Annotated in this window: 29 protein-coding genes; 14 read left to right on the plus strand and 15 right to left on the minus strand. The window is 61.4% G+C overall.

Annotation, left to right across the window (positions count from 1 at the left end; all coding sequences use genetic code 11):
- Nucleotides 1–102: 102 nt before the first annotated feature.
- Nucleotides 103–1,437 carry a lysine N(6)-hydroxylase/L-ornithine N(5)-oxygenase family protein gene (locus tag SB756_RS03365; protein ID WP_341798357.1) on the minus strand — a complete coding sequence of 445 codons (1,335 nt, stop codon included), beginning with the start codon at nt 1,435–1,437 and terminating at the stop codon, nt 103–105.
- Nucleotides 1,438–1,610: 173 nt separating this feature from the next.
- Here SB756_RS03365 and SB756_RS03370 point away from each other — a divergent pair, with 173 nt between their 5' ends.
- Nucleotides 1,611–2,057 (plus strand): hypothetical protein, encoded by a 447-nt coding sequence (locus SB756_RS03370; protein WP_016499103.1) that lies wholly within the window; start codon nt 1,611–1,613, stop codon nt 2,055–2,057.
- A gap of 88 nt (nt 2,058–2,145) precedes the next feature.
- Here the strand turns inward: SB756_RS03370 and pbpG are convergent, their stop codons facing one another.
- On the minus strand, nt 2,146–3,072 hold the full coding sequence (pbpG, locus tag SB756_RS03375; RefSeq protein ID WP_341798358.1) for a D-alanyl-D-alanine endopeptidase: 927 nt from the start codon (nt 3,070–3,072) through the stop codon (nt 2,146–2,148).
- A gap of 526 nt (nt 3,073–3,598) precedes the next feature.
- Here pbpG and SB756_RS03380 point away from each other — a divergent pair.
- Nucleotides 3,599–3,925 (plus strand): hypothetical protein, encoded by a 327-nt coding sequence (locus SB756_RS03380; protein ID WP_341798871.1) that lies wholly within the window; start codon nt 3,599–3,601, stop codon nt 3,923–3,925.
- Between the two features lie 3 nt (nt 3,926–3,928).
- The gene (locus tag SB756_RS03385; protein ID WP_341798359.1) at nt 3,929–4,126 is read left to right on the plus strand and encodes a hypothetical protein; all 198 of its coding nucleotides are present in this window, start codon (nt 3,929–3,931) and stop codon (nt 4,124–4,126) included.
- A 129-nt stretch (nt 4,127–4,255) separates the two neighbouring features.
- On the opposite strand, the gene SB756_RS03390 is transcribed toward SB756_RS03385, so the two are convergent.
- Together SB756_RS03390 and SB756_RS03395 are read right to left on the minus strand one after the other, a co-directional pair.
- Nucleotides 4,256–4,492 carry an Arm DNA-binding domain-containing protein gene (locus tag SB756_RS03390; protein ID WP_341798360.1) on the minus strand — a complete coding sequence of 79 codons (237 nt, stop codon included), beginning with the start codon at nt 4,490–4,492 and terminating at the stop codon, nt 4,256–4,258.
- A 187-nt stretch (nt 4,493–4,679) separates the two neighbouring features.
- Nucleotides 4,680–5,354, minus strand: a complete 675-nt coding sequence (locus SB756_RS03395; RefSeq protein ID WP_341798361.1) for a polysaccharide lyase family 7 protein — start codon at nt 5,352–5,354, stop codon at nt 4,680–4,682.
- Nucleotides 5,355–5,596: 242 nt separating this feature from the next.
- Here SB756_RS03395 and SB756_RS03400 point away from each other — a divergent pair, with 242 nt between their 5' ends.
- Nucleotides 5,597–5,920 (plus strand): DUF1654 domain-containing protein, encoded by a 324-nt coding sequence (locus tag SB756_RS03400; protein WP_049276605.1) that lies wholly within the window; start codon nt 5,597–5,599, stop codon nt 5,918–5,920.
- A 38-nt stretch (nt 5,921–5,958) separates the two neighbouring features.
- On the opposite strand, the gene SB756_RS03405 is transcribed toward SB756_RS03400, so the two are convergent.
- Nucleotides 5,959–6,783 carry a helix-turn-helix transcriptional regulator gene (locus tag SB756_RS03405; protein ID WP_341798872.1) on the minus strand — a complete coding sequence of 275 codons (825 nt, stop codon included), beginning with the start codon at nt 6,781–6,783 and terminating at the stop codon, nt 5,959–5,961.
- Between the two features lie 164 nt (nt 6,784–6,947).
- Here SB756_RS03405 and SB756_RS03410 point away from each other — a divergent pair, with 164 nt between their 5' ends.
- The gene (locus tag SB756_RS03410) at nt 6,948–7,262 is read left to right on the plus strand and encodes a chemotaxis protein (RefSeq protein ID WP_341798362.1); all 315 of its coding nucleotides are present in this window, start codon (nt 6,948–6,950) and stop codon (nt 7,260–7,262) included.
- Nucleotides 7,263–7,359: 97 nt separating this feature from the next.
- Here SB756_RS03410 and SB756_RS03415 read toward each other — a convergent pair whose 3' ends face one another.
- Both SB756_RS03415 and SB756_RS03420 read right to left on the minus strand, forming a co-directional pair.
- On the minus strand, nt 7,360–7,542 hold the full coding sequence (locus SB756_RS03415) for a hypothetical protein (RefSeq protein WP_016499110.1): 183 nt from the start codon (nt 7,540–7,542) through the stop codon (nt 7,360–7,362).
- 94 nt (nt 7,543–7,636) lie between these two features.
- A complete protein-coding gene (locus tag SB756_RS03420; RefSeq protein WP_341798363.1) occupies nt 7,637–7,981 on the minus strand; it encodes a hypothetical protein in 345 nt (114 codons plus the stop codon).
- A 161-nt stretch (nt 7,982–8,142) separates the two neighbouring features.
- Here SB756_RS03420 and SB756_RS03425 point away from each other — a divergent pair, with 161 nt between their 5' ends.
- Nucleotides 8,143–8,964: a shikimate 5-dehydrogenase gene (locus SB756_RS03425; protein ID WP_410910172.1), complete on the plus strand. Its 822-nt coding sequence runs from the start codon at nt 8,143–8,145 to the stop codon at nt 8,962–8,964.
- 64 nt (nt 8,965–9,028) lie between these two features.
- Here SB756_RS03425 and SB756_RS03430 read toward each other — a convergent pair whose 3' ends face one another.
- From SB756_RS03430 to SB756_RS03440, 3 genes are all read right to left on the minus strand, one after another.
- Complete coding sequence (locus tag SB756_RS03430; protein ID WP_341798365.1) at nt 9,029–9,271, minus strand: hypothetical protein; 243 nt, start codon at nt 9,269–9,271, stop codon at nt 9,029–9,031.
- Nucleotides 9,272–9,368: 97 nt separating this feature from the next.
- The gene (gene gloA / locus SB756_RS03435) at nt 9,369–9,896 is read right to left on the minus strand and encodes a lactoylglutathione lyase (RefSeq protein ID WP_043196134.1); all 528 of its coding nucleotides are present in this window, start codon (nt 9,894–9,896) and stop codon (nt 9,369–9,371) included.
- A gap of 222 nt (nt 9,897–10,118) precedes the next feature.
- The gene (locus SB756_RS03440) at nt 10,119–10,478 is read right to left on the minus strand and encodes a histone-like nucleoid-structuring protein, MvaT/MvaU family (RefSeq protein ID WP_338744391.1); all 360 of its coding nucleotides are present in this window, start codon (nt 10,476–10,478) and stop codon (nt 10,119–10,121) included.
- A 361-nt stretch (nt 10,479–10,839) separates the two neighbouring features.
- On the opposite strand from SB756_RS03440, the gene SB756_RS03445 reads away from it, so the two are divergent.
- Both SB756_RS03445 and cobF read left to right on the plus strand, forming a co-directional pair.
- The gene (locus SB756_RS03445) at nt 10,840–12,129 is read left to right on the plus strand and encodes an OprD family porin (RefSeq protein ID WP_410910173.1); all 1,290 of its coding nucleotides are present in this window, start codon (nt 10,840–10,842) and stop codon (nt 12,127–12,129) included.
- A gap of 67 nt (nt 12,130–12,196) precedes the next feature.
- A complete protein-coding gene (cobF, locus tag SB756_RS03450; protein WP_341798367.1) occupies nt 12,197–12,946 on the plus strand; it encodes a precorrin-6A synthase (deacetylating) in 750 nt (249 codons plus the stop codon).
- A gap of 68 nt (nt 12,947–13,014) precedes the next feature.
- Here the strand turns inward: cobF and SB756_RS03455 are convergent, their stop codons facing one another.
- Nucleotides 13,015–13,365 carry a response regulator gene (locus SB756_RS03455; RefSeq protein WP_341798368.1) on the minus strand — a complete coding sequence of 117 codons (351 nt, stop codon included), beginning with the start codon at nt 13,363–13,365 and terminating at the stop codon, nt 13,015–13,017.
- Nucleotides 13,366–13,606: 241 nt separating this feature from the next.
- Between SB756_RS03455 and SB756_RS03460 the strand changes: the two genes are divergently transcribed.
- From SB756_RS03460 to SB756_RS03480, 5 genes are read left to right on the plus strand one after another with little or no spacing between them, the layout of a single operon-like run.
- A complete protein-coding gene (locus SB756_RS03460) occupies nt 13,607–17,074 on the plus strand; it encodes a response regulator (protein WP_410910174.1) in 3,468 nt (1,155 codons plus the stop codon).
- Complete coding sequence (locus SB756_RS03465; RefSeq protein WP_341798370.1) at nt 17,071–17,892, plus strand: CheR family methyltransferase; 822 nt, start codon at nt 17,071–17,073, stop codon at nt 17,890–17,892. Before SB756_RS03460 ends, SB756_RS03465 begins: the two co-directional genes overlap by 4 nt.
- Complete coding sequence (locus SB756_RS03470; RefSeq protein ID WP_341798371.1) at nt 17,889–18,464, plus strand: chemotaxis protein CheB; 576 nt, start codon at nt 17,889–17,891, stop codon at nt 18,462–18,464. Before SB756_RS03465 ends, SB756_RS03470 begins: the two co-directional genes overlap by 4 nt.
- On the plus strand, nt 18,458–19,684 hold the full coding sequence (locus SB756_RS03475; protein WP_410910175.1) for an ATP-binding protein: 1,227 nt from the start codon (nt 18,458–18,460) through the stop codon (nt 19,682–19,684). Before SB756_RS03470 ends, SB756_RS03475 begins: the two co-directional genes overlap by 7 nt.
- Nucleotides 19,685–19,728: 44 nt before the next feature.
- The gene (locus tag SB756_RS03480; protein WP_016487624.1) at nt 19,729–20,106 is read left to right on the plus strand and encodes a response regulator; all 378 of its coding nucleotides are present in this window, start codon (nt 19,729–19,731) and stop codon (nt 20,104–20,106) included.
- A 109-nt stretch (nt 20,107–20,215) separates the two neighbouring features.
- Here the strand turns inward: SB756_RS03480 and SB756_RS03485 are convergent, their stop codons facing one another.
- Genes SB756_RS03485 through SB756_RS03495 form a run of 3 tightly spaced genes read right to left on the minus strand, consistent with a single transcriptional unit; the run spans nt 20,216 to nt 22,856 of the window.
- Nucleotides 20,216–20,797 carry a TetR/AcrR family transcriptional regulator gene (locus SB756_RS03485; RefSeq protein WP_016499123.1) on the minus strand — a complete coding sequence of 194 codons (582 nt, stop codon included), beginning with the start codon at nt 20,795–20,797 and terminating at the stop codon, nt 20,216–20,218.
- Nucleotides 20,798–20,809: 12 nt separating this feature from the next.
- Nucleotides 20,810–21,658 (minus strand): 3-hydroxybutyryl-CoA dehydrogenase, encoded by an 849-nt coding sequence (locus SB756_RS03490; RefSeq protein WP_049275465.1) that lies wholly within the window; start codon nt 21,656–21,658, stop codon nt 20,810–20,812.
- Between the two features lie 13 nt (nt 21,659–21,671).
- Nucleotides 21,672–22,856, minus strand: a complete 1,185-nt coding sequence (locus tag SB756_RS03495) for an acetyl-CoA C-acyltransferase family protein (protein ID WP_341798373.1) — start codon at nt 22,854–22,856, stop codon at nt 21,672–21,674.
- Nucleotides 22,857–23,024: 168 nt separating this feature from the next.
- On the opposite strand from SB756_RS03495, the gene SB756_RS03500 reads away from it, so the two are divergent.
- Entirely contained in the window at nt 23,025–24,035 is a 1,011-nt protein-coding gene (locus tag SB756_RS03500; RefSeq protein ID WP_410910176.1) for an AraC family transcriptional regulator ligand-binding domain-containing protein, read from the plus strand.
- Nucleotides 24,036–24,164: 129 nt separating this feature from the next.
- On the opposite strand, the gene SB756_RS03505 is transcribed toward SB756_RS03500, so the two are convergent.
- A complete protein-coding gene (locus SB756_RS03505; protein WP_016499127.1) occupies nt 24,165–24,602 on the minus strand; it encodes a carboxymuconolactone decarboxylase family protein in 438 nt (145 codons plus the stop codon).
- Nucleotides 24,603–24,778: the final 176 nt, after the last annotated feature.

A 24,778-nucleotide genomic window follows, 5' to 3' on the forward strand; every position in this document is an offset into this window, starting at 1 on the left:
ATTGAAAACCTGCCGTTTTAAATGCAAGCAAATGTTTCTAAGCGCAAAGCCGGCCTGCGCGCGAGGCGTCAGCCGGCCTTGAAAGGAGATGTTGCAGAGGGGTCAGGCGCGGGTCAGGGCCACGGCAGGTTGCGGTTTGCCGTGCAGCTGCGCCAGGTCCTGGTACAGCGCACGGCCAATTTCCGCAGCGCGGGCCGGCAGCACCGAGAGCAGCGTGTCGCTCAGGCCGTGGCTGTTCTCGCAGAAGCCCTGCAGGTACACCGAGGCCTGCAGGTCGGGGCTGGCCAGCACTCGGTAGTTGCGGTCGACGCTGAAGTCGTCCAGGTAACCGGCCAGCGGTGCCAGCAAGTCACGGTGCGAGCGGCGCTCGTAGCCGGTGGCGAGAATCACCGCGTCGTAGCGGTGGGTTTGCTGCTGGCCGGTGGCGAGGTCGCGCAGGGTCAGTTCCAGGCCTTCGCGGGTAGCCACAACGGCTTCGACCTGGCGGCGGCACAGCACGTTGTGACGGTGCTGGTGGGCGACCTTCTGCCGGTACAGGATGCCGTAGATACGTTCGATCAGGTTAAGGTCCACCACGGAGTAGTTGGTGTTGTGATATTCGCCCAGCAGTTTGCTGCGCTGGTCGGCCGGTTCGTTGTAGACCAGGTCGGTGTAGTCCGGCGAGAAGATCTCGTTGACGAACGGGCTGTCGTCTGCGGGTTTGAGCGCCGAGCCACGTAGAATCATGTCGACCTTGACCGACGGGTAGCTGTCGTTGAGGTCGATGAATGCCTCGGCGGCGCTTTGCCCCGACCCGATCACCGCGATGCGCATCGGTTTGCCGGCGGTGCACGGCAGCTTATTTAGGCTGCTCAGGTACTGGGAGTGATGGAATACCCGCGGGTCGTCCTTGAAGGCACCGAACTTTTCCGGGATTTTTGGCGTGCCGCCGCTGCCGACCACCACTGAGCGGGTGCGGCGGCTGTATTCGCGGCCCTGGGCGTCGCGCGAGACCAGGCGCAGGTGCTCGACCCGGCCAGCCTGCACCTCCGGTTCGATGCGCAGCACTTCCTGGCCATACACCGCCTGGGTGGCGAAGTGTTCGGCGGCCCAGCGCAGGTAGTCGTTGTACTCCAGGCGGCAGGGGTAGAAGGTGCCGAGGTTGATGAAGTCGGCCAGGCGCTGCTTCTGGTGCAGGTAGTTGACGAAGCTGTAGGGGCTGGTGGGGTTGCGCAACGACACCAGGTCCTTGAGGAACGAGATCTGCAGCTCGCTCTGGGTGGCCAGGGTTTCGCCGTGCCAGCGGTAGTCCTGCTGCTTGTCGATGAACAGTGCGTCGAGGGCATGGCCCTGGGACTCGGCGAGTTCTTCCAGGGCAATGGCCAAGGCCAGGTTGGAAGGGCCGAAGCCCACGCCGATCAGATCTTTGATGGTTTCCTGCTGTGAGGACTGGCTCATGGCTGCGATTCCCTGAATGGTCGAATATGGACGCCCGCCGGGGCTCCGGCTCCTGCGCAAGTACATGTGTTGGAACGAGCCAGTCGCGGGGGAATTTAAGCGGGCTAAAGAACTGCGAGGGGGGGCCGATAGGGTGGTTACGGCAAGGACCTATCTTTCGGCAGGGAATCGACATGAGCGGCATCACGGCAAGCAACCTGATGATCAATGGCATTTCAGCGCAGACGCTGAGCGCGAACGCAACGACCGAACGCGAACAGGCAAAACAGGCTGGCGAGGCACTGGGCCCCTTGAGCATCAGTAGCGATAGCATGAAGGTTTCTGCGGGTAGCCAGGCGCAACCTACGGACAGTGAAGATAGTGGTGAGTCCGAGGCCGTAACCGAGCTGCGTCAGCTGATCAAGGACCTGCAGAAGCAGCTTGTCGAGGAGCAGAAGCAGTTGGCCGCATTGCAGAACAGCAAGATGGATGACGCTGCCAAGGCGGCTGCGGTGGGCGCCAAGCAGGCGAGCATTGCCACCATCAATGGGCAGATCATGGCTGCCACGGCGCAGTTGCTGGAGCTGTTGCAGCAAGAGGGTGGCAGCAGCTCGGGCGGGATGGTCAGCGCCACGGCCTGACTGTCTTACGCAACAACCTGTAGGAGCGGCCTTGCGTCGCGATGGGCCGCAAGGCCGCTCCTACACACACAGCGCCAGATACAGGCGGTTATTCGGACGCCAAGCGCCCCTTGCTCTGCCGGTCGCTCTTGTACTGCATGGCCACTGCCGGTGCCGGCTTGGCGGCACCGGTCTCTAGCCACTGGCGCATGCGGCTGGCATCGGCGAAGTGCGTGTACTTGCCGAAGGCGTCGAGGATGACCATGGCCACCGGGCGGTTGTCCATGCGGGTCAACAGCACCAGGCAGTGCCCGGCTTCGTTGGTGAAGCCAGTCTTGGTCAGTTTGATGTCCCAGTTGCTTTTGTTTACCAGGTGGTCTGTGTTGCGGAAGCCCAGGGTGTAGTTGGGCTTGCGGAAGGCCACGGTCTTCTCGCGGGTGGTCGACAACTCGCTCAGCATCGGGTACTTGCGCGAAGCCATCAGCAATTTGGCCAGGTCGCGGGCGGTGGACACGTTCTGCGTCGACAGGCCGGTCGGCTCTACGTAGCGGGTATGTGCCATACCCAGGCTGCGGGCCTTGGCATTCATCGCCTTGATGAACGCCGGATAGCCGCCGGGGTAGGCGTTGGCCAGGCTGTTGGCGGCACGGTTTTCCGACGACATCAGGGTAATCAGCAGGGTTTCGCGGCGGTCGAGCTGGCTGCCCAGGCGCACGCGCGAATACACGCCTTTCATTTCCGGGTTGTTGGCAATGGTCATGGTGAGCATGTCATCCATGGGCAGCTTGGCATCCAGCACCACCATCGCTGTCATCAGCTTGGTTACCGAAGCGATCGGCACCACGCGGTCGGCGTGGCTCGAATACAGCTCCTGGTTGGTATTCAGGTCGATCAGCAGGGCGCTGCCTGAAGCCAGATGCAACTTGGACGGGTCACGTTGGACTTGGGCCGGGGGTTGTGCAGCAGCAGTCGACGGAAGGGTCGCGGTACCTGTGAGCAACAGCAGCAGGCTGAGGATGGACAGGGATGTTTTCACGTTGAGGCTCACTAAAAGTTGGTATGTCGTTGGCTGTGCAAGGGTTTTCCCCAAAAACCGATACATTCTGGAGTATGGCTGAATTGCTGTCGAATGCCTTATGACTAAAGGGCGTAAGGTGAACGAAATTTAATCCTTTACCAATTCTGTACCAATTACGTTCTTTTCCAGTTTCGCTCGTAGAACGCCGCGAACACCTGGTTGCACCGGGAAAAGTTATCGTGCATCCACTGGATCAAGGGCTCTGCCTCTTCGAGCGTGAAGGGGTCTACCTGCTTCTATTTCTTGCGCGGCAACTCAATCGATGCCGCCGGGTTCCTGTCCACCACTTCGTCATACACTGCAGCGCATGGCCACAACCACGGCAGGCCTCGCAGCGCGGTAGTGAATAGAGGGCAGTGGGGTAAAAAAATGGAGCTTTCGTTCGTGGCCAGTGGTCAAGCTAGTTGGATAGGCCTAATTCCAAATGAAGGGGTCTGCCAGTCCGGGTTACACCAACCACCAGCCGGCGATGAAGGAGGGCTTTATGCGAATGAGGGGCCACGTGTACTGGGCTTGGGCTGACCCGACACTGCACCACCAAAGTCATGAAGAAACACTGAGTGACGGCACTCGTATTGATGTTCGGGTGAGGCTTTGCCGACCTGGCGGGACGCAGATGTTCTTGGGGATTTATGCGCGGTCAGGGATGGCGTTATACGAAGAGGCATACACCTCTCAGCCAGGCGAGTCGATGACGAGGATGCTTGCTAGGGGAGTGGCTCAAGCTCGTCGCATCGCTGCCGAGGGCGCGTCAGGATGCGATGAGGTGGGCCGCTATGCCCTTGGCCAAGCGCCAAGGTTTCCAGATTGAAAGATGATCGAACAATCGGCTGTAGTTACCCGCCAGCCCTGCAACCGCGAGGTATACAAACCACTTTCGCAGCATTCTGGAGAACTTTCTTTTAATGAATCGCAACAATCGGCACACCTTGAAAAATGGCCCTGTCGCAAAAACGAAAAAGCCCAACCAAGTGTTGGGCTTCAGGTCACTCCTCAACACCAGCAGGAATGACAGGATCGGGCAAATTTACGGCACGGCGACATGACACTGCAAGCCCTTTCGAGCGCCTGTTTCCTGCCGCTTCACCGGGCGGACTGATCCGCTGCTGCCGCTAGCGTTAAGGCAGCGTGATACCGCACATCAATCTGTGCGCAAGATCGGGAACTGCGCCGCTGGATTGCGTGATTCGGCGTTCATCAATGCGCACGCAGTCGCGGCCTCGGACTTGTTGATAAAGCTGCGCTTGAGCCGCTGTTTCTCCTGATTGTCGTAGATATCGAAGCCGCCCGAAGTTGTGGCGGCATAGAACCGGTTGCCAATGCAGAAGGACTCGCCTTCCACTGGCACAGCAGGAACGATAACGAATCTTGGTTGCATGTTTCGCGCCTCCCCAGGCAGATAGCTAATTATTAGTCTGAGAGCGGGAAGGCAACAATATGACTCATCGAGACTAATCAATGGCGTGGCGTGTCACGCGTGTCAACCACGCGCTTTTGGTCAGCCGGCATCCCGATGCAATCTGTGACGGGCGGGGCATCGGGATGCCCCTCCCGGCTTTCAAGGCTCAGCGATGGATCAGCGAGAGCTCGCTGATGATGCAGACCGAGCCGTCAGTGGCCGGCGTTGCATCGGTATAGTCAACCTGGTTGTAGATGCCGCCGTGGAATTCGAACAGGCGCGACGCCCAGGTGCTGTCGAGCTGTAAATCACCAGAGGCGCCGGACACCCCGTTGCATTTGGCCGATACATTCACCACGCCTGCAGACGTGGTGTGGATGCTCACGTTGAACTGCGCCCCCAGAGGCACCCCTTTGAGCACAGTCGAGTTTACCGGGTCGGTCTGGTTGTAGGTCTGCCGAAACCCCAGGGTGATGTTGCCTTTGTTCCAGAACACCTTCAACGGCGGGCTGTCATCCCCACGCACGTGCATCTGGGCGATCACCACCTTCAGCGCCGAGTTGACCTTGGTCAGGGTCATGGTTTGGCGATTCCAGTGATCCTGGGCGCTGGACAATGTCCAGTCTTCGGTTTCTGTCCACTCGCAGCGGGTCCTGCGGGTGCTTTTGCTCGAAGCACCTTTGGTAGGGGCTGAAAGCTGGATTGAGCCATCGCTGAGTACCGTTACCACACTCGGCAACCGCGCGATCGCTTCGGCGCCGTTGAGTTCGAGTGCTACAGGATTGGTTGAGGAGACGGCCACCGGGGTGGCGATGGTGAGGTTGCTGATGTCTACGGTCATGGGAGCTCCTGACGAAAAAGTGGCTTGAATGACGAACCGATCGAGCAGCCTTGTATCTGGCTGTCGAATTGAACATTAGCCACAAGCTAAAAAATGGTCAATAGCCAGCAGCTAAATAATTTCGCTCTGAGACAAATTACCTGCTGGCGAAATTTTTCTGTGACAGGGCTTTACGCTGGATTTGGCGGTGAGATAAGCTTTCCTCGAGCACTGTACGAATATACAGCTATCAGGATGAGAATATGTCTAAGCACATGAAGGCAGCACCCCAGCAGCATCAGGAAATGACCGGAGTAGAGCGGCTTAGCCTGCGGGTGTCGTCGATGATCAACCACCCGCTCGCACAGACGCAGCGCTGGGTCGTTGTGCATCGCCTGGATACCGACGGTGATGCGGAGTGGGAGGAAGTGATGGGCCTGCTGTCCGACACGCCAGAGTTGGACCTGACGTTCAACGACGACGAAAGCGTCACCGTGCGCTGGGAGCGTAGCAGTGTGGAGGAGCGTGACGACTTTATCGTCGAGCAGTTCAGCAAGGAGGAGGTTGAAGCGGCAGCGCCTTTCTGAGCGTTATGCAAAGCCCGCCTGGGTGGCGGGCTTCGGCTTCATACCAGGTGCGCATTCCACACCAACAGCACCCTGGCCTGAATGTAGGTTTCTTCCCGGCGAATCATGCGGTCCTTGTGCCGCGAGTTGTCGGAAATCATCTCGAAGTGGTCATCGTCAGCGATCTGCAATCGCTTGATGTAGATGTGATCACCCCAAGAGAAGAAGTAGATGCCATCGCCGACAAACTCGCGGATGCTGACATCGACGATCAGCGGGTCGCGGTGCTTGATGGTCGGCTCCATCGACTGACCCCAGCCGGTGATCATCTTCAGGTGGTGGTGTTCAGTGAACGCCACACCCAGCTCGCGAAGATGGCTGGGGCTGACGCGAACATCCTTGAACATCTCAGGGTAGTCGTGGGGGATCTGGCCGCCGCCCATGGCGGCCCGCACATCGTAGTGGGCGATCCACACTTCGTCACCGACCAGGCCCGGGCGAACAAAGTCAGCCTTTACCAGCGTGGCATCCTGCGGTTCTTCTGCAGCGGCCAGCAACCTTTGCCGGGTTTCTTCAGGGATTCCCTTGCCGCTTCGGGCAAGCATCTGCTTGACCAGGTCGGCCGCCGAAAGCTTGCCTTCGCCCGCTTCGACCGACGGCTGCACGGGGTCGCCTGCCGACAGTGCGTCGAACCAACCCCGGGGCAGGTCTTCGATGCCCTCGATTCTGCGGGCCACATCATCGCCCAGGTTTTTCGCGGTCTTGTCGGAAAGAATCTGGCTCAGGTGTGCAGGCGCCATCCCCCAGCGTTCTGCGCAGGATCCCTTCTTCTGGCTGCCGATAAGCTTGACCAGGTTGTGCTTGCGAATGTCGTAGATGTCCATAGGGCGAAGCATGCCAGTGTTTAGCTTGCTGCTAAATGTGCGCATGGCTAAATTAGCTCTTGTTGAAATGTTAGCTGTAGGCTAAATTAAATCCATCAACAAGAAAAGCCACTGAGGCATTTTTGTCCAGGGCTCGTCGCATCATCATCGGTAATGAGGTTTACATGGATCCGACCGACCTCGGCCCGGGCACAGTCACTTGGCTGAGCGGCACGGGCACTGTGTTGCTAGGTGCATTTCTATGGCTGCGCAAGTGGCTGTCCCGGGATGCAGCCGAGCGTGCGATGGACAACGCAGATATTGCAGTTATCCGCCGCCTGACCGAGTTGCTGGATAGTGAGCGGGACGCCCGCCGAGAGGCAGAAGCCAAAGCTGATCAGTTCGCCAGGGAGCGCAACGATCTGGTGCTCACCGTAGGGCGGCTGCAAGGCAAAGTACTGGCGCTGACCAGCCAGCTGCGGCGTAGCTCACAACGCTGAGCCAACACTGAGGTGACAGGGCCGGCAAAAACCAAAAAAAAAGCCCGCCAAATTGGCGGGCCATAAGGGCGTAGGGAGCAACGCACAACAAATTCGGTCAGGCAACCAGGGTGCCTGGTTGCAGCTGTTCAGCCAGGGCTTGGGCCGAGGCAAGGGATGGCATTGGCCCGCTCACGGCTTCGCCGTTGCGCACCAGGTACCAGCATGCCAGCAGGCCCTGCTCACGCAGTGAAGTGGGGACGGCGCTGCCGACAACGGACATGATCTGGATAGTGGCCATGAGGACCTCCTGTGAAACATGGCTCTACCATACGCAGCGGCCTGGGCGGTTTGAAATCAACTTCCTCGATAGTGGTCATTAGTTCTATCAACCGTTACCAGCGCGGTGGGCCGTAATACACCGGGGGCGGGCCGTAGTAGGTGCGGTAGCCTGGGGGCGGTGGCGCCGGCGCGTAGTACGGCTGGTAATACACCGGCTGCGGCGGTGGTTGCACGTACACCGGCGGCGGCGCGTAATAGACCGGCTGGCGTTCGACGTACACCGTACGGTCACGCCCGCCATAAACCGTCGCGCCGACCACTGCGCCGACCACCGCCGCACCCAGGAGCGGGCCCGGCCCATACCAGCCACCGCCGCCATGGCCGCCGTGGGCAGCAGCGGGCCCGCTGATGGCCAAGGCGCCGACCAGCAGGGCGATTCCGGGAATGTGACGGTTCATAAAGCAACCTCGCAGAGAAACCCCACGTTCGGGGCCTTATTAATATGACTCCAGTCTCTGTCAGCTGAGCACAGGGGAACGGTAAAGGTTGTGTAAGGGACGACCAGTGGTTGGCTCTGTTACGCTGAACAAACGTTTCAGTTATGACAAAGGAGCAGGTTATGTCGACAACTCCCAGCAGGGATACCGTGCTGTGCATCTCCCTGGCCGGGCGCCCCGGCACCTTCGGCGTTCGTTTTCACAACCACCTGTACCAGCAGTTGGGCCTGGACTTCTACTACAAGGCCATGCGCACCGATGACCTGCCTGCGGCGGTGGCGGGGATCCGCGCGCTGGGTATCCGCGGTTGCGGCGTGTCGATGCCGTACAAGGAGGCCTGCATGGCACTGGTCGACGAAATCGACCCGTCGGCAGCGGCCATCGAGTCGGTCAATACCTTGGTCAATACCGATGGCCACCTGAAAGCCTACAACACCGATTACCTGGCCGTGCGCCAGTTGCTGGCGCAGCATCAGGTCGATCCGGGCACCGCCTTTGCCTTGCGTGGCAGTGGTGGGATGGCCAAGGCCGTGGCCAGTGCCCTGCGTGATGCCAGCTTTGCAGAAGGCATCATCGTTGCGCGCAACGAGCAGGCCGGTCGGCAACTGGCGGATGTGTGCGGCTATCGATGGGTGGCGGAGCTGGGCGACATCTGCCCGCCGATGCTGGTGAACGTGACGCCGATCGGTATGGCAGGCGGGCCGGAGGCAGAGGCGCTGGCGTTTGCCGAGCAGGCCATAGCGGCGGCGGAGCGGGTGTTCGATGTGGTGGCGATGCCGGCACAGACGCCGTTGATCCGCCGGGCCCAGGCCTTGGGCAAGCCGGTGATCACCGGGTTGGAGGTCATTGCGCTGCAGGCGCTGGAGCAGTTTGTGCTGTACACGGGTATCAGGCCGACGCGGGCGCAGGTGGATGCCGCAGTGGCTTACGCCCGGGATATCTAGTTACTCCTGTGCTGGCCCCTTCGCGGCTTTAGCCGCGAAAGGGCCAGTACAGACCATAGAAGGGTCAGAACACCCTGTGCCCGTCATCCAGCTGCTGGTCGACCAGGGCGCGGCCATGGGCCAGCGACACATGCTGCGCATTCTCAAGGCTGGAGAAAAACTTCATCGGCATCGACAGGCGCTTGCTGGTATGCCCGTCGGGCGCGGTGATCAGGCAGCCGGCGGCATAGGGCAGGGGGGAGTCGGGGTGGGGCATCACGCTGGCGGTGATGGTGTGCTCGCGGTATTCACAGTGAAGAGATTGCATCGTCCTTACCTCGCTGTGGCATGTGAAGCAGTTACCTTCATATACCACAGCAAGGGGCCGGGAGTTCCCGGCCCGACGAGCGAACGGCGACGAACGCTTAGCCCTTGAGCTCGGTCGGCTGGATCACTTCGACCCAGTAACCGTCCGGGTCCTTGACGAAGGCCAGGTGGTTCATGCGCCCGTCCTGCAGGCGTTTCTGGAAGGGTACTTCCAGTGCTTCGAAGCGCGCACAGGCGGCGCGCACATCCGGCACGGAGATGCAGATGTGGCCAAACCCGCGCGGGTCGGTGTTGCCGTTGTGGTAAGCAAACTCGGCATCGTTTTCGGTGCCGTGGTTGTGGGTCAGCTCCAGTACGCCAGGGATCGACTTCATCCACTGGTGGCGTGCGGCGTCATCGGCGGGAATCTGCGCCGGGTCAACCAGGGCCAGGAAGTACAGGCTGAAGGCGGCTTCCGGGAAATCGCGCTTGTCCACCAGGCGGAAGCCCAGCACGCGGGTGTAGAAGTCCAGCGACTTCTCGATGTCCTTGACCCGCAGCATGGTGTGGTTGAAGACGAATTGGGCGGTAGCGGCATCCGGTTGGGCGGTGACGCCAGGCAGGGTTTGCAGATCGTGCAGGCTCATGGGAACTCCTGAGACGGGGCCGGGCGCAGGGCACCGGCAAAACAGACAGGCTGGCCATGATACGGCAGTGCGCTGATTGCGCAAATGAAAGCGCCCTGCACAAGGCAGGGCGCTAGAATTAGAGGCCCGCATGTGCGGGCGCGTGGGGTCGCTAGTCCTTTAGCTGTCTCGATACTGAGCCAGCCCTTGTGAAAAAAGTGTGAAGCAAGTGTGGACGTTTCATCAGCGTACCCAGCTTTCTACCGTGGCGCCCCCGTACTGTTCTTTCCAGGCCTTGAGGCCCCGGTGGTTGCCACCTTTGGTCTCGATCCGCTCGCCGGTGTGCGGGTTCTGATAAACCTTTACCACGCGCGGGCGGCGCTGTTGCTTGGGCGCTGTGCTGGTACCCCTGCTTACCGCCTTGGGGTCGAGGATGGCGATGATATCGCGCAGGCTCTTGTCATAGCTTTTCATCAGGCCGACTAGTTTCTGCTCGAATTCGATTTCGCGTTTGAGGCCGGCATCCTTTTTCAAGGCTTCCAGTTGCGCCATCTGCTCCTGGAGCGCTTTTTCGGCAGCACGAAACTCTGCAAGTCTGGACACTGTAATCACTCCTGTACGTCGGTCGTGGCAGGGCGTGACGAACATTGAATACGCATAAAAACGCCAGCCACGCGGGTGGGTTCCGCTGTTCGCTGATATCGAGTGTAGTCATTCATGGGTACTTGGTAAACTGCTAACTTTTGTAAGTAAGGCGGGAACTTTCCTAGTTTTGCGTGCGGTATTTTCCGGGTTTTTTGCACCTGCCCTTCGGCACGTTTAGACCATGGTCCAATGGCCTGTGCCAGAGCCTTTGCGCGATCATTTCAGATGATGGCCGGCGATTGTTCGGCCTTGTCGCAGTGCCGTGGCCAGTTCGTGCCACAGTGTGTTAACTCGCCTTTGATTCTGGATGTTTCCTCGCATGTTTTCCCCTTTCCCCCTCGCCCCTGGGCGCCGTGTTGCCGGCCTGTTCCTGTTGTGTGCCGGCGTCAACGCCCAGGCCGCCGGTTTTCTTGAAGACAGCAGCGCCAAGATTGAAGCACGCAATGTCTATTTCAACCGGGATTTTCGTGACGGCCATAGCAGTTCCAGCCAAGGTGCGTCCAAGCGGGAAGAATGGGCGCAAGGTTTCATCCTTAATGTCCAGTCGGGTTATACCCAGGGCCCGGTAGGTTTTGGCGTGGATGCGCTGGGCATGTTCGGTTTCAAACTCGACTCCAGCCCGGCCGACAGTAACAGCGGCTTGCTGCCTTCTTCCGGGCATGATCCTCGGCACTCGGCTGACCAGTACGCGAAGATGGGGCTGGCGGCCAAGGTCAAAGTGTCCAATACCGTGTTCAAGTACGGCTCGATGATGCCCGATGTGCCCTTGCTCAAATACAACGATGGCCGCCTGCTGCCTACCATGTTCCATGGCGCCATGCTCACGTCTGAGGAAGTGCGCGACTTGAAGTTCACCCTGGCCCGCCTGGACAAATACACCGCACGGGATTCCACCGACCGCCAGGACATTCGCGTGCACTGCAAGAACAAGCGCTATGCCTGCGATATCGAAGCCGACCACTTCGACCTGGCTGGTGTCGATTACCGCTTCAACGAGCGAATCAGTGCCCAGTACCAGGTGGCCAAGCTGGAAAACATCTACCGCCAGCACTTCCTCGACCTGGTCGCCAGCCAGCCGTTGGCGGTGGGCAGCCTGTCGGCCGACCTGCGCCTGATCAAGAGTGATGACATTGGCAATGCCCGCGCGGGTGCAATCGACCATCGCGCCTTCAGCGGCATGCTCGGCTACAGCCTGGGCGGCCACAAGATCAGTGCCGGCTGGCAGCGGATGTATGGCGACAGCGCCATGCCCTACCTGGATGGCAGCAACCCGTACCTGGTCAACTATGCCCAGGTCAACGACTTCGCCGCCGCTCAGGAGCGTTCCTGGCAGGTGCGTTACGACTATGACTTCAAGGCGCTGGGCGTGCCCGGCCTGACCTTCTTCACCCGGTACATCAACGGCGACAATATAAAGGTGCCGGGCAGCAGCGCCGAAGGCAAGGAATGGGAGCGCGACACCGAGTTCAAGTACCAGGTGCAAAGTGGCACTTTCAAGGATGTCAGCGTGCGCCTGCGTAATTCCACCTACCGCAGCAACTATGAAAAGTGGGCGCGTGACATGGATGAAACACGTGTCATTGTCAGCTACAACTTCTCGATCTTCTAAGCGGGCATTTTGCCAAATACCAGTAGCCGCCTGACAATGGCTGCTGGTTCCCGCAAAGGGCAGGGCGATGAAAGACCTGTTGTTGATCGGAATTGGCGCGGGTGACCCGCGCCAGATCACGTATGAAGCCGTTGATGCGCTGCGTAGCGCTTGTGTGTTCTTCGTGCTCGACAAGGGCAGCGACAAGGATGAACTGGTACGCCTGCGCAAGGCCATTGTGCAACGTTACCGTCCCGAAGGTGGCTATCGCCTGGTGCAGGTGGCCGACCCCTCGCGCGATGGCCAGGCGGATGACTACCTTGGCGCGGTGCAGGACTGGCACCGGCAGCGTGCTGCGCTGTACGCCCAGCTGATCGAGCGAGAGATTGGCGATGGGGAAACCGGCGCTTTTCTGCTGTGGGGCGAGCCGACCCTGTACGACAGCACCCTGCGTATTCTCGATCTGGTCCGCGAACGCGGCGTGGCGCTGCGCCTGCAGATAATCCCTGGCATCAGCAGTGTGCAGGCGCTGGCGGCGCGGCACCAGGTGCCGCTCAACCGCATCGGCGAGCCTCTGACCGTGCTGCCAGGGCGGCGCCTGGCCGGGCAGGGGCCTATCGACAATGTGGTGGTAATGCTCGACGGGCAGTGCGCGTTTGCCCAGCTTGATGACCCGGAGCTGGTGATCTACTGGGGCGCGTACCTGGGGACCGAGGATGAAGTGCTGATTGCCGGGCCCTTGCAGGCGGTGAAGGCACGCATACTGGAAGTGCGGGAGCAGGAGAGGCGGCGCAAGGGGTGGATCATGGATACCTATCTATTGCGCAGGGAGCTGTGAGCTGTGTTGCCTGTACTGGCCGCTTCGCGGGTAAACCCGCGAAGGGGCCGGCCCAGGCCGCCCCAATCTCAAACCGGACCGAGAATGGCCATCACCTTGTCGCGCAACTGGTCGATGCTGAACGGCTTGCCGATCAGGTGCATGCCCTCGGGCACATTGATACTGTCGGCATAGCCACTGGCGAACAGCACGGGCAGCAACGGGCGCAACTCGCGTGCTTTAACCGCCAGTACCTCACCGCGCATGTCCGGCAAACCCACATCGGTCATCATCAGTGCCAGTGTCTGGTTCGGGTCTTCGAGCACGCGCAGCGCGGCTGCGGCGTCTTCGGCTTCGATGACCGAGTAGCCCAACTCGTCGAGCACTTCGACCATCAGCATACGGACGATGTCGTCATCTTCGACTACCAGAAGGTGCATGGCTTGGGTCCTGTGCAATGAATGTCTTTAATCTGTGCTCCGGTTGGCAGCAGAAGTTCCCGAGGATACCGATCCCTGCAATCAGATGGAACGATTGGCGCACTGCGCCTTCAAATACTGGCTAAATGCCCTGCCAGACCCGGTAAAGCTGGTTAGACTCGCTTATCAGGACGGCGCAGTGGCAGATAACAACAATCCGCCACTCTTTTCCAATGGACTTTTCTTGCTCGGGCGTTTTCACATGATTCAAGCAGCCTCGATGGACCAGCGAAGCTTCCGCAAACTGTTGAGCCGTAACATCGGCCTACCCTTGGGGGTTGGCTTGCTGGGTGCGGTGGCCTTCGTCGCGGTTATCAATTACCTGCTTTCGGCCATGCAGTGGGTCGAGCATACCGACCGGGTGATCGGCAATGCCAACGAGACGGTCAAACTGTCGATCGACATGGAAACCGGTATGCGCGGCTTCCTGATCACGGGTGACGAGCGTTTCCTTGACCCCTACGAGGTGGCCAAGCCACGTATTCTCGGTAGCCTGCAAAGCCTGCGCGCGATGGTCGAGGACAACCCGCAGCAGGTTGATCGCATCGACCGGCTGATTGCCTTGCAGCACGCCTGGAACGAGTTCGGCAACGAGATGATCACCCTGCGCCGCAGCCAGGGCGATTACCAGGCCTCAATCGGCAATGGCCGGGGCAAGCGCATCACCGATGAAATCCGCAAGGAATTCGATGGCCTGATCAGCACCGAACAACAGCTGCGCATGGCCCGGAACGAAACGGTCAGCTCGGTTACTGTGACGGCGATTTCGGCCTTCGTGCTGTTCATCGTCAGCCTCAGTGGTTTGCTGGCGTACCTCGGCCGTCGAGACCTGCTGGCCCTGTCGACCAGCTACGATGAAAACCTTCAGGCCCAGCAGCGCTCGGCGCAGCGTCTGGAGCACCAGGCCTGGTTGCGCAACGGCCAGACCCAGCTGGCTCAACAGGTGCTCGGTCAACTGACCTTGCCCATGCTCGGCGACAACATCCTGCGCTTCTTCGCTTCTTATCTGGGCAGCGTGGTGGGCGCCGTGTATGTGCGCGACGAGCATGGCCGCCTGGTGCGCGTGGCCTGTTATGGCATGGGCGCCGAAGAGCAGGCCCGCGAGCAGATCAGGCTGGACCACGACGGCCTGTTGGCCCAGGCGGTGCGCGAAGGCCGCCTTTTGCGCCTGGACGACCTGCCAGAAGACTTCTATCGCCTCAGTTCCGGCCTGGGCAGCGGCTTGCCGCGCAGTGCGCTGCTGATGCCGGCCACCGAAGACGGTCAGATCAACGGGGTGATTGAGCTGGGTTTCCTGCGCCCCCTGCAAGAACGCGATGAAGAGCTGCTGGAACGCGTCGGCGGCAACCTCGGTATGTCCATCGAAAGCGCCCGTTATCGTCAGCGCCTGCAGGAAGTGCTGGCCGAAACCCAGCAACTGAATGAAGAGCTGCAGGTGCAGCAGGAAGAACTCAAGACTGCCAACGAAGAGCTTGAAGAGCAGTCACGAGTGCTTAAGGAGTCCCAAGCCCACCTGGAGACCCAACAGGCCGAGCTGGAGCAGACCAACGAGCAGTTGTCGGAACGCACCGATGCGCTCGACCGCAAGAACGATGAACTGGGCCGGGCGCAGCTGGAATTGCAGGCCCGCGCCGACGATTTGCAGCGATCGAGCAAATACAAGTCCGAATTCCTCGCCAACATGTCCCACGAGCTGCGCACGCCGCTGAACAGCTCGTTGATCCTGGCCAAGCTGTTGGCAGAAAACGGCGAAGGCAACCTCAGCGAGGAGCAGGTCAAGTTCGCCGAATCCATCTACTCGGCCGGCAACGACCTGCTCAACCTGATCAACGACATTCTCGACATCGCCAAGGTCGAGGCCGGCAAACTCGAAGTACGCCCCGAAACTACCCAGGTCGAGCGCCTGGCAGAAGGCTTGCGCGGCATGTTCCAGCCGCTTGCCGGCCACAAAGGCCTGGCCTTCGAGGTCAAGGTCGAGCCGCAGGTGCCGGCCACCCTCTTCACGGACCGCCAGCGCCTGGAGCAGATCCTCAAGAACCTGTTGTCCAACGCCATCAAGTTCACCGAGCGTGGCCAGGTCAGCATGAACGTCAGCTTCCAGGCTGGCAGCGGTATCGTGTTCGCCGTGCGCGACAGCGGCATCGGTATTGCTGCCGATCAGCAGCAGGCGATCTTCGGCGCCTTCCATCAGGTCGATGGCACCAGTAACCGCCGCTACGGTGGCACCGGCCTGGGCCTGTCGATCTCCCGTGACCTGGCGCATTTGCTCGGTGGCCAGATCAATGTCGAAAGCACCCCTGGCCAAGGCAGTGTGTTCAGCCTGATTCTGCCGGAACGCTACGCCGCCGAGGCCGAAGACATCGAGCCGCAAAGCCTGCGCCCTGCCGTCGACGCGTTGCCGCCTGCACCGCAAGTGCCGGTGTCCTCTGCTGCCATGCGCCCGGCACCGACCTTTGCCGACGACCGCGAGCGGGCACCCTTCGATACCCGGTGCATTCTGGTGATCGAAGACGAGCCCAACTTTGCCCGCATCCTCTTTGACCTTGCGCACGAACTGGGCTACAGCTGCCTGGTGGCTCATGGTGCCGACGAAGGCTTCGAACTGGCGGCCCAGTACATACCGGATGCCATCCTGCTGGACATGCGCCTGCCCGACCACTCGGGCCTGACCGTGCTGCAGCGCCTCAAGGAGCAGGCCGGCACCCGCCATATCCCGGTGCACATCATTTCGGTGGAAGACCGCGTCGAGGCGGCCATGCACATGGGCGCGGTGGGGTATGCGGTGAAGCCCACCAGCCGCGAGGAGCTCAAGGAAGTCTTCGCTCGCCTGGAAGCCAAGCTTACGCAAAAGCTCAAGCATATCCTGCTGGTGGAGGACGACGACCTGCAGCGCGAAAGCATCGCCCGGCTGATTGGCGACGACGACATCGAGATCACTGCCGTGGCCATGGCTCAGGATGCCTTGGCGCTGTTGCGCGAGAACATCTACGACTGCATGATCATCGACCTCAAGCTGCCCGACATGCTCGGTAACGAGCTGCTCAAGCGCATGACCGCCGAGGATATCCGCTCCTTCCCGCCAGTAATCGTGTACACCGGGCGCAACCTGACCCGCGAAGAAGAAGCCGATCTGCTCAAGTACTCGCGGTCGATCATCATCAAGGGCGCGCGTTCGCCGGAGCGCCTGCTCGACGAAGTGACGCTGTTCCTGCACAAGGTAGAATCGCAGCTGTCCAACGAACGCCAGCGCATGCTCAAGACTGCGCGTAGCCGCGACAAGGTGTTCGAGGGGCGCAAGGTGCTGCTGGTGGACGACGACGTGCGTAATATCTTCGCCCTGACCAGTGCCCTGGAGCACAAGGGTGCCATCGTCGAGATTGGCCGTAACGGCCGCGAGGCCATCGAGCGCCTGGAGCAGCATGACGACATCGACCTGGTGCTGATGGACGTGATGATGCCGGAAATGGACGGCTTCGAGGCCACCCGGCTGATCCGCCAGCAACCGCGCTGGCGCAAACTGCCGATCATCGCCGTGACCGCCAAGGCCATGAAGGATGACCAGCAGCGTTGCCTGCAGGCCGGAGCCAATGATTACCTGGCCAAACCGATCGACCTGGACCGTTTGTTCTCGTTGATTCGTGTATGGCTGCCGCAACTGGAGCGAATTTGATTAGCGAACGTAACACCGACATTGAAATCCGCTTGCTGATCGAGGCCATCTACCTCAAGTACAGCTACGATTTTCGCAATTATTCCGGCGCCTCGATCAAGCGCCGGATCCTGCATGCGCTGCGCCAGTTCGACTGCCTGACGGTATCGGCGCTGCAGGAGCGCGTACTGCACGACCCCGGCATGTTCATGCAGTTGCTGCAGTACCTGACGATCCCGGTCAGCGAGATGTTCCGCGACCCTGACCACTTCCTTGCCGTGCGCAACGAAGTGGTGCCGCTGCTGCGTACCTGGCCCTCGATCAAGGTCTGGATCGCGGGCTGCAGCACAGGCGAGGAGGTGTATTCGATGGCCATCCTGTTGCGTGAGGAGGGCCTGCTCGAGCGCACCATCATCTACGCCACCGACATCAACCCGCATTCGCTGGACCGGGCCAAGCAGGGTATCTACTCGATGCAGAGCATGCGCGAGTACGAGGAAAACTACCGTCTGGCCGGCGGCCGTCGTGACTTTACCGAGTACTACACAGCGGCCTATGGCAACGCCATCATGGACAGCAGCCTGCGCGACAACGTGACCTTCGCCGACCACAGCCTGGCCACCGACAGCGTGTTCTCCGAGACCCAGCTGGTGTCGTGCCGCAATGTGCTGATCTACTTCAACAAGGAGCTGCAGGACCGCGCCCTCGGGCTATTCCATGAGTCGCTCTGCCACCGGGGTTTCCTGGTGCTGGGCAGCAAGGAGTCGGTGGACTTTTCGGCCTACAGCGACCGGTTCGAGCCGCTGGTCAAGCCCGAACGGATCTTCCGGAAATCATGAACGGCGTACGCGCAGTGGTGATCGGCGCCTCGGCTGGAGGCGTGGCGGCATTGTTTGAAGTGCTCGGCGCGCTGTCACCTGCGTTTGCCCTACCCGTGCTCTGCGTGCTGCACCTGCCGGACGACCGCCATAGCCAACTGGCCGAAGTGCTGCAGCGTCGGCTGCATCGGCCGGTGCACGAGGCACGTGACAAGGAACGCATCAGCAGCGGGCAGATCTATGTGGCGGGTCCGAGTTACCACCTGTCGGTGGAGCACGACCTGACGCTGTCGCTGAGCCAGGAAGAACCCGTTCATTTCTCGCGTCCAGCAATCGATTTTCTGTTCATCTCGGCGGCCGATGCCTATGGCGACGGCCTGCTTGGCGTGCTGCTCACCGGTGCCAACGAAGACGGCGCCAGGGGCCTTGCCTATATCAAGAACAATGGGGGCCGCACGATAGTCCAAGACCCTCGCGACGCACAGGTCGCCCTGATGCCGGAGGCCGCCCTGGCCCTGCACCAGCCCGACCATATCCTTACTCTGAGTGGTATCGGGCAGCTGCTCGCGACCCTGGAATACAGCGCATGCTAAGCCACACCACCGCCAAACTGCTGATTGTCGACGACCTGCCGGAAAACCTGCTGGCGCTCGATGCCCTGATCCAGGGCGACGACCGCGAGGTGCACCAGGCCCAGTCTGCCGAAGCGGCGTTGTCGTTGCTGCTCGAGCACGAGTTCGCGCTGGCCATCCTGGATGTGCAGATGCCGGGCATGAACGGTTTCGAACTTGCGGAGCTGATGCGCGGCACCGACAAGACCAAGAACATCCCGATCGTTTTCGTCAGCGCCGCAGGTCGCGAGATGAACTATGCCTTCAAGGGCTACGAGAGCGGCGCCGTGGACTTTCTGCACAAGCCGCTCGATACCCTGGCGGTAAAAAGCAAGGTCTCGGTGTTCGTCGACCTGTTCCGCCAGCGCAAGGTGCTGGGCCGGCAGCTGGAAGCCCTGGAGCATAGCCGCCAGGAGCAGGAGCTGTTGCTCAGCCAGCTGCAGGTGGCGCGATGTGAGCTGGAGCATGCAGTGCGCATGCGTGACGACTTCATGTCGATCGTCTCCCACGAAGTGCGTACGCCGCTCAATGGTCTGATCCTGGAAACCCAGTTGCGCAAGATGCACCTGGCACGGGGCAACCTGGATGCCTTCAGCGCCGACAAGCTGCAGGCCATGGTCGAGCGCGACGAGCGGCAGATCAACAGCCTGATCCGGTTGGTCGAAGACATGCTGGATGTTTCGCGCATCCGTACCGGTAAATTGTCGCTGCGTCCCAGGCTGTTCAACCTCGGCCAACTGGTGCGCGGGTTGGTGGAAAACTTCACCGCCCAGGCGATGGCCCTGGAAACACACATCGAACTGCAGCGCTGTGAAGCATTGAAGGGTGAGTGGGACGAATTCCGGATTGAACAAGTAGTGGCCAACCTGTTGTCCAATGCCATGCGTTACGGCGAACGCAAACCGGTGCAGGTGCGGGTGTTCGAGCAGGAGGGCATGGCCTGGGTGCAGGTGCAGGACCACGGCATCGGTATCAGCGCCGCCAACCAGCAGCGGATCTTCCAGCAATTCGAGCGGGTCGCTGCCCAGCAAGCCACCGGGGGCTTGGGTTTGGGGTTGTACATCTCCGAACAGATCGTGCAGGCGCACGGTGGCCGGATACGGGTTGAAAGCGAGGAAGGCAAGGGCGCCACATTCACCCTGCAATTGCCGCTGGCAACATTCAAAGAACAAAACGACCAGGCTCGGGCAACCTCTGCGTAAGCCTGGGGTCTGATGGCCAACTGTAAGAATTTCAAGGCGTTAACATGAGTGAAGATGCACAAGATGTGGTGTTGGTCGTCGAGGATGAACCGGCGATTCGCATGATTTTGCGTGATTACCTGGCAGGTGAGGGTTACCACGTGCTGGTGGCCGAAGATGGCGAGCAGGCGTTTGCCATCCTGGCCAGCAAACCGCACCTGGACCTGATGGTGACGGACTTCCGCTTGCCGGGTGGCATCTCCGGGGTGGAGATTGCCGAGCCCGCGGTGAAGCTGCGCCCGGACCTGAAGGTAATCTTCATCAGTGGCTACCCGGCAGAGATTCTCGAGTCAGGCAGCCCGATCACCCGCAAGGCACCGATCCTGGCCAAACCGTTTGACCTGGACACCTTGCACGAGCAGATCCAGAGACTTTTGCGTTAAAGCTGGTGGCCCTATCGCCGGCAAGCCAGCTTCCACAAGTACTGCACAGGCCTTGAGATCTGCAGCGTAACCGTGGGAGCTGGCTTGCCGGCGATAGGGCCAGTACAGGCTATCGCAGGGTCCGCTCTATACCACCTGCCAACATGCTCTCCATCAGCCCCAGCCCCTGTTCCTCGGGCAATGCCTTCAACATCCCCGGCAACTGGTTCAGCAGCGTCGCCACCACATGCGCTGTGGCCACCAATGCCTGCCCCTGCAACTTCGCCTGCGGCGCGATCAGCCTCAGCAACCCCGCCTCATAACGTTTGCGCAACAAGGCCAGGCGCGCCTGCTGGTCATCGCTCAGGCAGCACAAGTCGCGCTCCGCCAGCCGAAACTGCATCGGCCGCTCGGCATGCAATTGCCAGTGTGCTGCAATCAGGCAGCCCAGTGCCGAGGCCCCGCGTGCCATGGCCCGGCGGCCTTGGTCCAAAGTGGCCTGCAGTTCTTCGTATAACTCCTCGATCAAGTCGTACAACAGGTCCTGCTTGCTGGGAAAGTGGTGGTACAGCGAGCCTGCCGTCAGCCCCACATGGGCCGCCAGCTCGCGCATGCTGACCTGGCCAAAGCCCTTTTCGGCAAACAGCGCCATGGCCCGGTCACGTCGCTCCTCAAAGCTGGCACAGCGCATTGCGGCATTGACCGGGGGCATGGCGGCTTGTCCTCAGTAGGTGAAGAAACCGCGGCCGGTCTTGCGCCCCAGCCAACCGGCCGCGACCATTTCCTTGAGCAGCGGGGCAGGTCGGTACTTGCTGTCGCTGAAGCCTTCATGGAAGGCCTCCATGATCGCCAGCAGGGTGTCCAGGCCGATCAGGTCGGCCAGGGCCAGCGGGCCGATGGGCTGGTTGCAGCCCAGGCGCATGCCGGTGTCGATGTCCTCGGCGCTGGCCAGGCCTTCCTGGCGCACGAAGATCGCTTCGTTGATCATCGGCACCAGGATGCGATTGACCACGAAGCCTGGGCGGTTACCGGCGGTGATCGGCGTCTTGCCGACCTTTTCGGTGACCACCAGTGCCTGGGCATAGGTGCTGTCGCTGGTCTGCAGGCCGCGGATGATCTCGACCAGCGCCATCATCGGCACCGGGTTGAAGAAGTGCACGCCAATGAAACGCTCGGGGTGCTCGATGCTGGCGGCCAGCTGAGTGACCGACAGCGACGAGGTATTGGTAGCGATCAGGCAGTCGTTGGCGACGTTGGCGGCCACTTGCTGCAGGATGCGCTGCTTGAGCTGCAGGCTTTCGGTGGCGGCCTCGATCACCAGCTGCGCGCTGCTGAGCTGGGCGTAGTCGGTGCTGGTGCGGATGCGCGTTTTTGCCGCTGCCGCTTTGTCCGCATCCAGGGTGCCTTTGCTGACCTGGCGCTCGAGGTTCTTGCTCAAGGTGGCCACGCCGCGCTCCAGCGCCGCGTCGGAAACATCCACCAGCAGCACCTGGTAGCCAGCTACTGCACACACCTGGGCAATACCATTGCCCATGGTGCCGGCGCCGATCACGGCGATCTGTTCAATACTCATGTGTCAGGCTCCCTCAGACGCGCTCGAAGACCACGGCAATGCCTTGGCCGCCACCGATGCACATGGTGGCCAGGGCGTAGCGACCCTGGATGCGCTGCAGTTCATGGATGGCCTTGGTCGCGATGATCGCGCCAGTGGCACCCACCGGGTGGCCCAGGGAAATGCCCGAACCGTTGGGGTTGACCTTATCCGGGTCGAAGCCCAGCTCGCGGGCCACGGCGCAGGCCTGGGCGGCGAACGCTTCGTTGGACTCGATCACGTCCAGGTCCTGCAGTTTCAGGCCGGTCTTTTCCAGCACCTTGCGGGTGGCCGGGATCGGGCCCAGGCCCATCAGCTCGGGCTCGACACCGGCGTGGGCGTAGCCCACCAGGCGCGCCAGCGGCTTCAGGCCCAGGCGACGCACCGCGTCACCGCTGGCCAGCACCAGGCCGGCCGCGCCATCGTTGATGCCGCTGGCGTTGCCTGCAGTCACGGTGCCGTCCTTCTTGAACACGGTCTTCATGCTGGCCAGTTGCTCGGCGGTAACGTCGCCACGCACGTGCTCGTCCACGGCGAACTGTACGGTGCCTTTGCGGCTTTTCAGCTCCACCGGGACGATCTGGCTGTCGAAACGGCCTTCGGCAATGGCGCGGGCGGCGCGGCGCTGGCTGGTCAGGGCCAGTTCATCCTGCATTTCGCGGGTAATGCCGTGTTTGGCGGCGACGTTTTCTGCGGTGATGCCCATGTGGAAGTGTTCGAACGGGTCCTGCAGCACGCCGACCGTGTAGTCGATGCCTTGCAGGTCGCCCATGCGCGCGCCCCAGCGTGCCTGCGGCAGCAGGTACGGGCCACGGCTCATGGACTCGGCACCGGCGGCAACGGCCACATCGGCATCACCGAGCAGCAGGCACTGGGTGGCAGAGACGATGGCCTGCAGGCCCGAGCCGCACAGGCGGTTGACGTTGAAGGCAGGTGTTTCCTTGGGGATGCCGGCGTTCATCGCGGCAACCCGCGACAGGTAGGCATCGCGCGGTTCGGTCGGGATCACCGTGCCCATGACCATATGGCCGATCTGCTCGGCGGCCACGCCCGAGCGCTCGATGGCGGCGCGGGTGATGGTAGTGGCCAGGTCGGCCAGGGGCAGGTCCTTGAGCGAGCCTCCAAAACCACCGATGGCGGAACGCACGGCACTGACGACGTAGATTTCTGGGCTGCTCATAGAGGCTCCGTAAGCTTAGGCATGGCGGGACCGGGCCAGGCTCTGCGAGAATGGCCGGCGGTCCCGGAGTGGGATCGAGTCTAGGCAAAGGCTCTGTTGCAGCCTATGCCGGATCTGTTCAAACAACCTGGCACTTTTTGCCACTCAGCATAGACAGCGAAAACCACCATGCGCGATAGCGATTCGGTCGCCGTGTACTTTCTCAATGCCATGCTCCACGCCCTGCGCGACTGCCCAGCCGAGCGTGATGCGCAGCTGCGTGCCGTTGGCATCGACCCGCAATTGCTCGAACAGCCCCAGGCACGCGTACCGGCCAAGGCGTTCTCCGAGCTGTGGTTGGCACAGATTCAGCGCCTGGACGATGAGTTCTTCCGCCTCGACAGCCATGGCATGCCGCTGGGCAGTTTCGCCCTGATCTGCCGGGGGCTGATCCTTGAACCGAACCTGGAAAAGGCCTTGCGTCAGTGCCTGGGTGGCTTCGGCCTGTTCCTGCGCGACCTGCGCGGCAGCCTGACGGTGCGCGCTGGGCGCGCGCTGATCAGCGTGCAGTCGAACATTGCCGACCCACTGACCCGGGTGTATGCCGAGGAAACCTACCTGGTGCTGATGATCGGCATGCTGTGCTGGCTGGCCGGGCGGCGCATCGCCATCGACCGCACCGAGCTGGCCGTGTCGCGCCCGGCCCAGGAAGACGACCTGCTGCTGTGGGGGCCGGACTTGCGCCTGGGCAGCGGGCGTACCGAAGTGGAGTTCGACAGCGCCTACCTGCGTTTGCCAGTGGTGCAGGACCTGGCGACCCTGAAAACCTTTCTGCGCAGTGCGCCGCAGGGGTTGGTGATCCGCTTTCGCAACCAGAACGGGCTGGTGGCGGAGGTGTACCGGCATTTGCGCGCCCGGCACTATGGGCAGTGGCCGACCTTGGCGGCGCTGGCGCAGCTGCAGGGGATCAGTGCCAGCACGTTCCGCCGGCAGTTGGAGCGGGAAGGGCGGTCGTACCAGCAGATCAAGGATGAGGTGCGCCGGGCGATGGCCTTCGAGCGGTTGCGCGAGGGGGTGTTGAGCATTGCCGAGATAGCCGAGCAGGCCGGGTTCCAGGAGCCGAGTGCGTTTCACCGGGCGTTCAAGAAGTGGACCGGGCAGAGCCCCGGCAGCTATCGGGCGCGGTTGGCCGGGCGTTGATGTGTCACCTGCAACGGCCTCTTCGCGGGCACGCCCGCTCCCACAGGCCCCCACGGGATCTGAAACCTGCGCAGTCCCTGTGGGAGCGGGCGTGCCCGCGAAAAGGCCGGTGCAGGTAATGAGGCATGATCAGGCCGGCACCATGGCAAACCCGACTCCGAAGCGGTTCCAGGCATTGATGGTGGCAATCGCCAGGGTCAGGTTGGCCACTTCGGTCGGTTCGAAGTGCTCCTGCAAGGCTTCATATTCCCCCTGGGGTGCCCCACGCTCCGGCAGGCGGGTCAGGCTCTCGACCCAGGCCAGCGCCACACGTTCACGGGGGGTGAAGTAGGCGGTTTCGCGCCACACGCTCAAGGTCTGCAAGCGTGCTTCGGTCTCACCGGCCTTGCGGGCATCGTTGGCGTGCAGGTTGACGCAGTAGGCGCAGCCGTTGATCTGCGAGGCCCGCAGGCGCACCAGCTCCAGCAGGGAGCTCTCCAGGCCGCTCTTGGCCAGGGCCTGTTCCAGGCCGACCATGGCTTTGTAGGCTTCCGGGGCGTGCTTGGCCCATTCGATACGGTTGTGCATGGCTGTCTCCAAAAGGTGTGGGGTGGGAATGGCTCTACTGTAGCGCTGCCCTTTGGCCTCCCCGATAGCCAATTGCACACATAAGCCGGAGGCCAATCGTCCATTCAGGTGGCCACTGGCAAGCATCCAATCTCTTCATTTCTGCCAGGGTTGGCAAGCCGGGATAATGGCCCGGT

Origin of the sequence: Pseudomonas sp. SIMBA_068 (genome assembly GCF_046534705.1) — a bacterium.
GTDB classification, from domain to species: domain Bacteria; phylum Pseudomonadota; class Gammaproteobacteria; order Pseudomonadales; family Pseudomonadaceae; genus Aquipseudomonas; species Aquipseudomonas putida.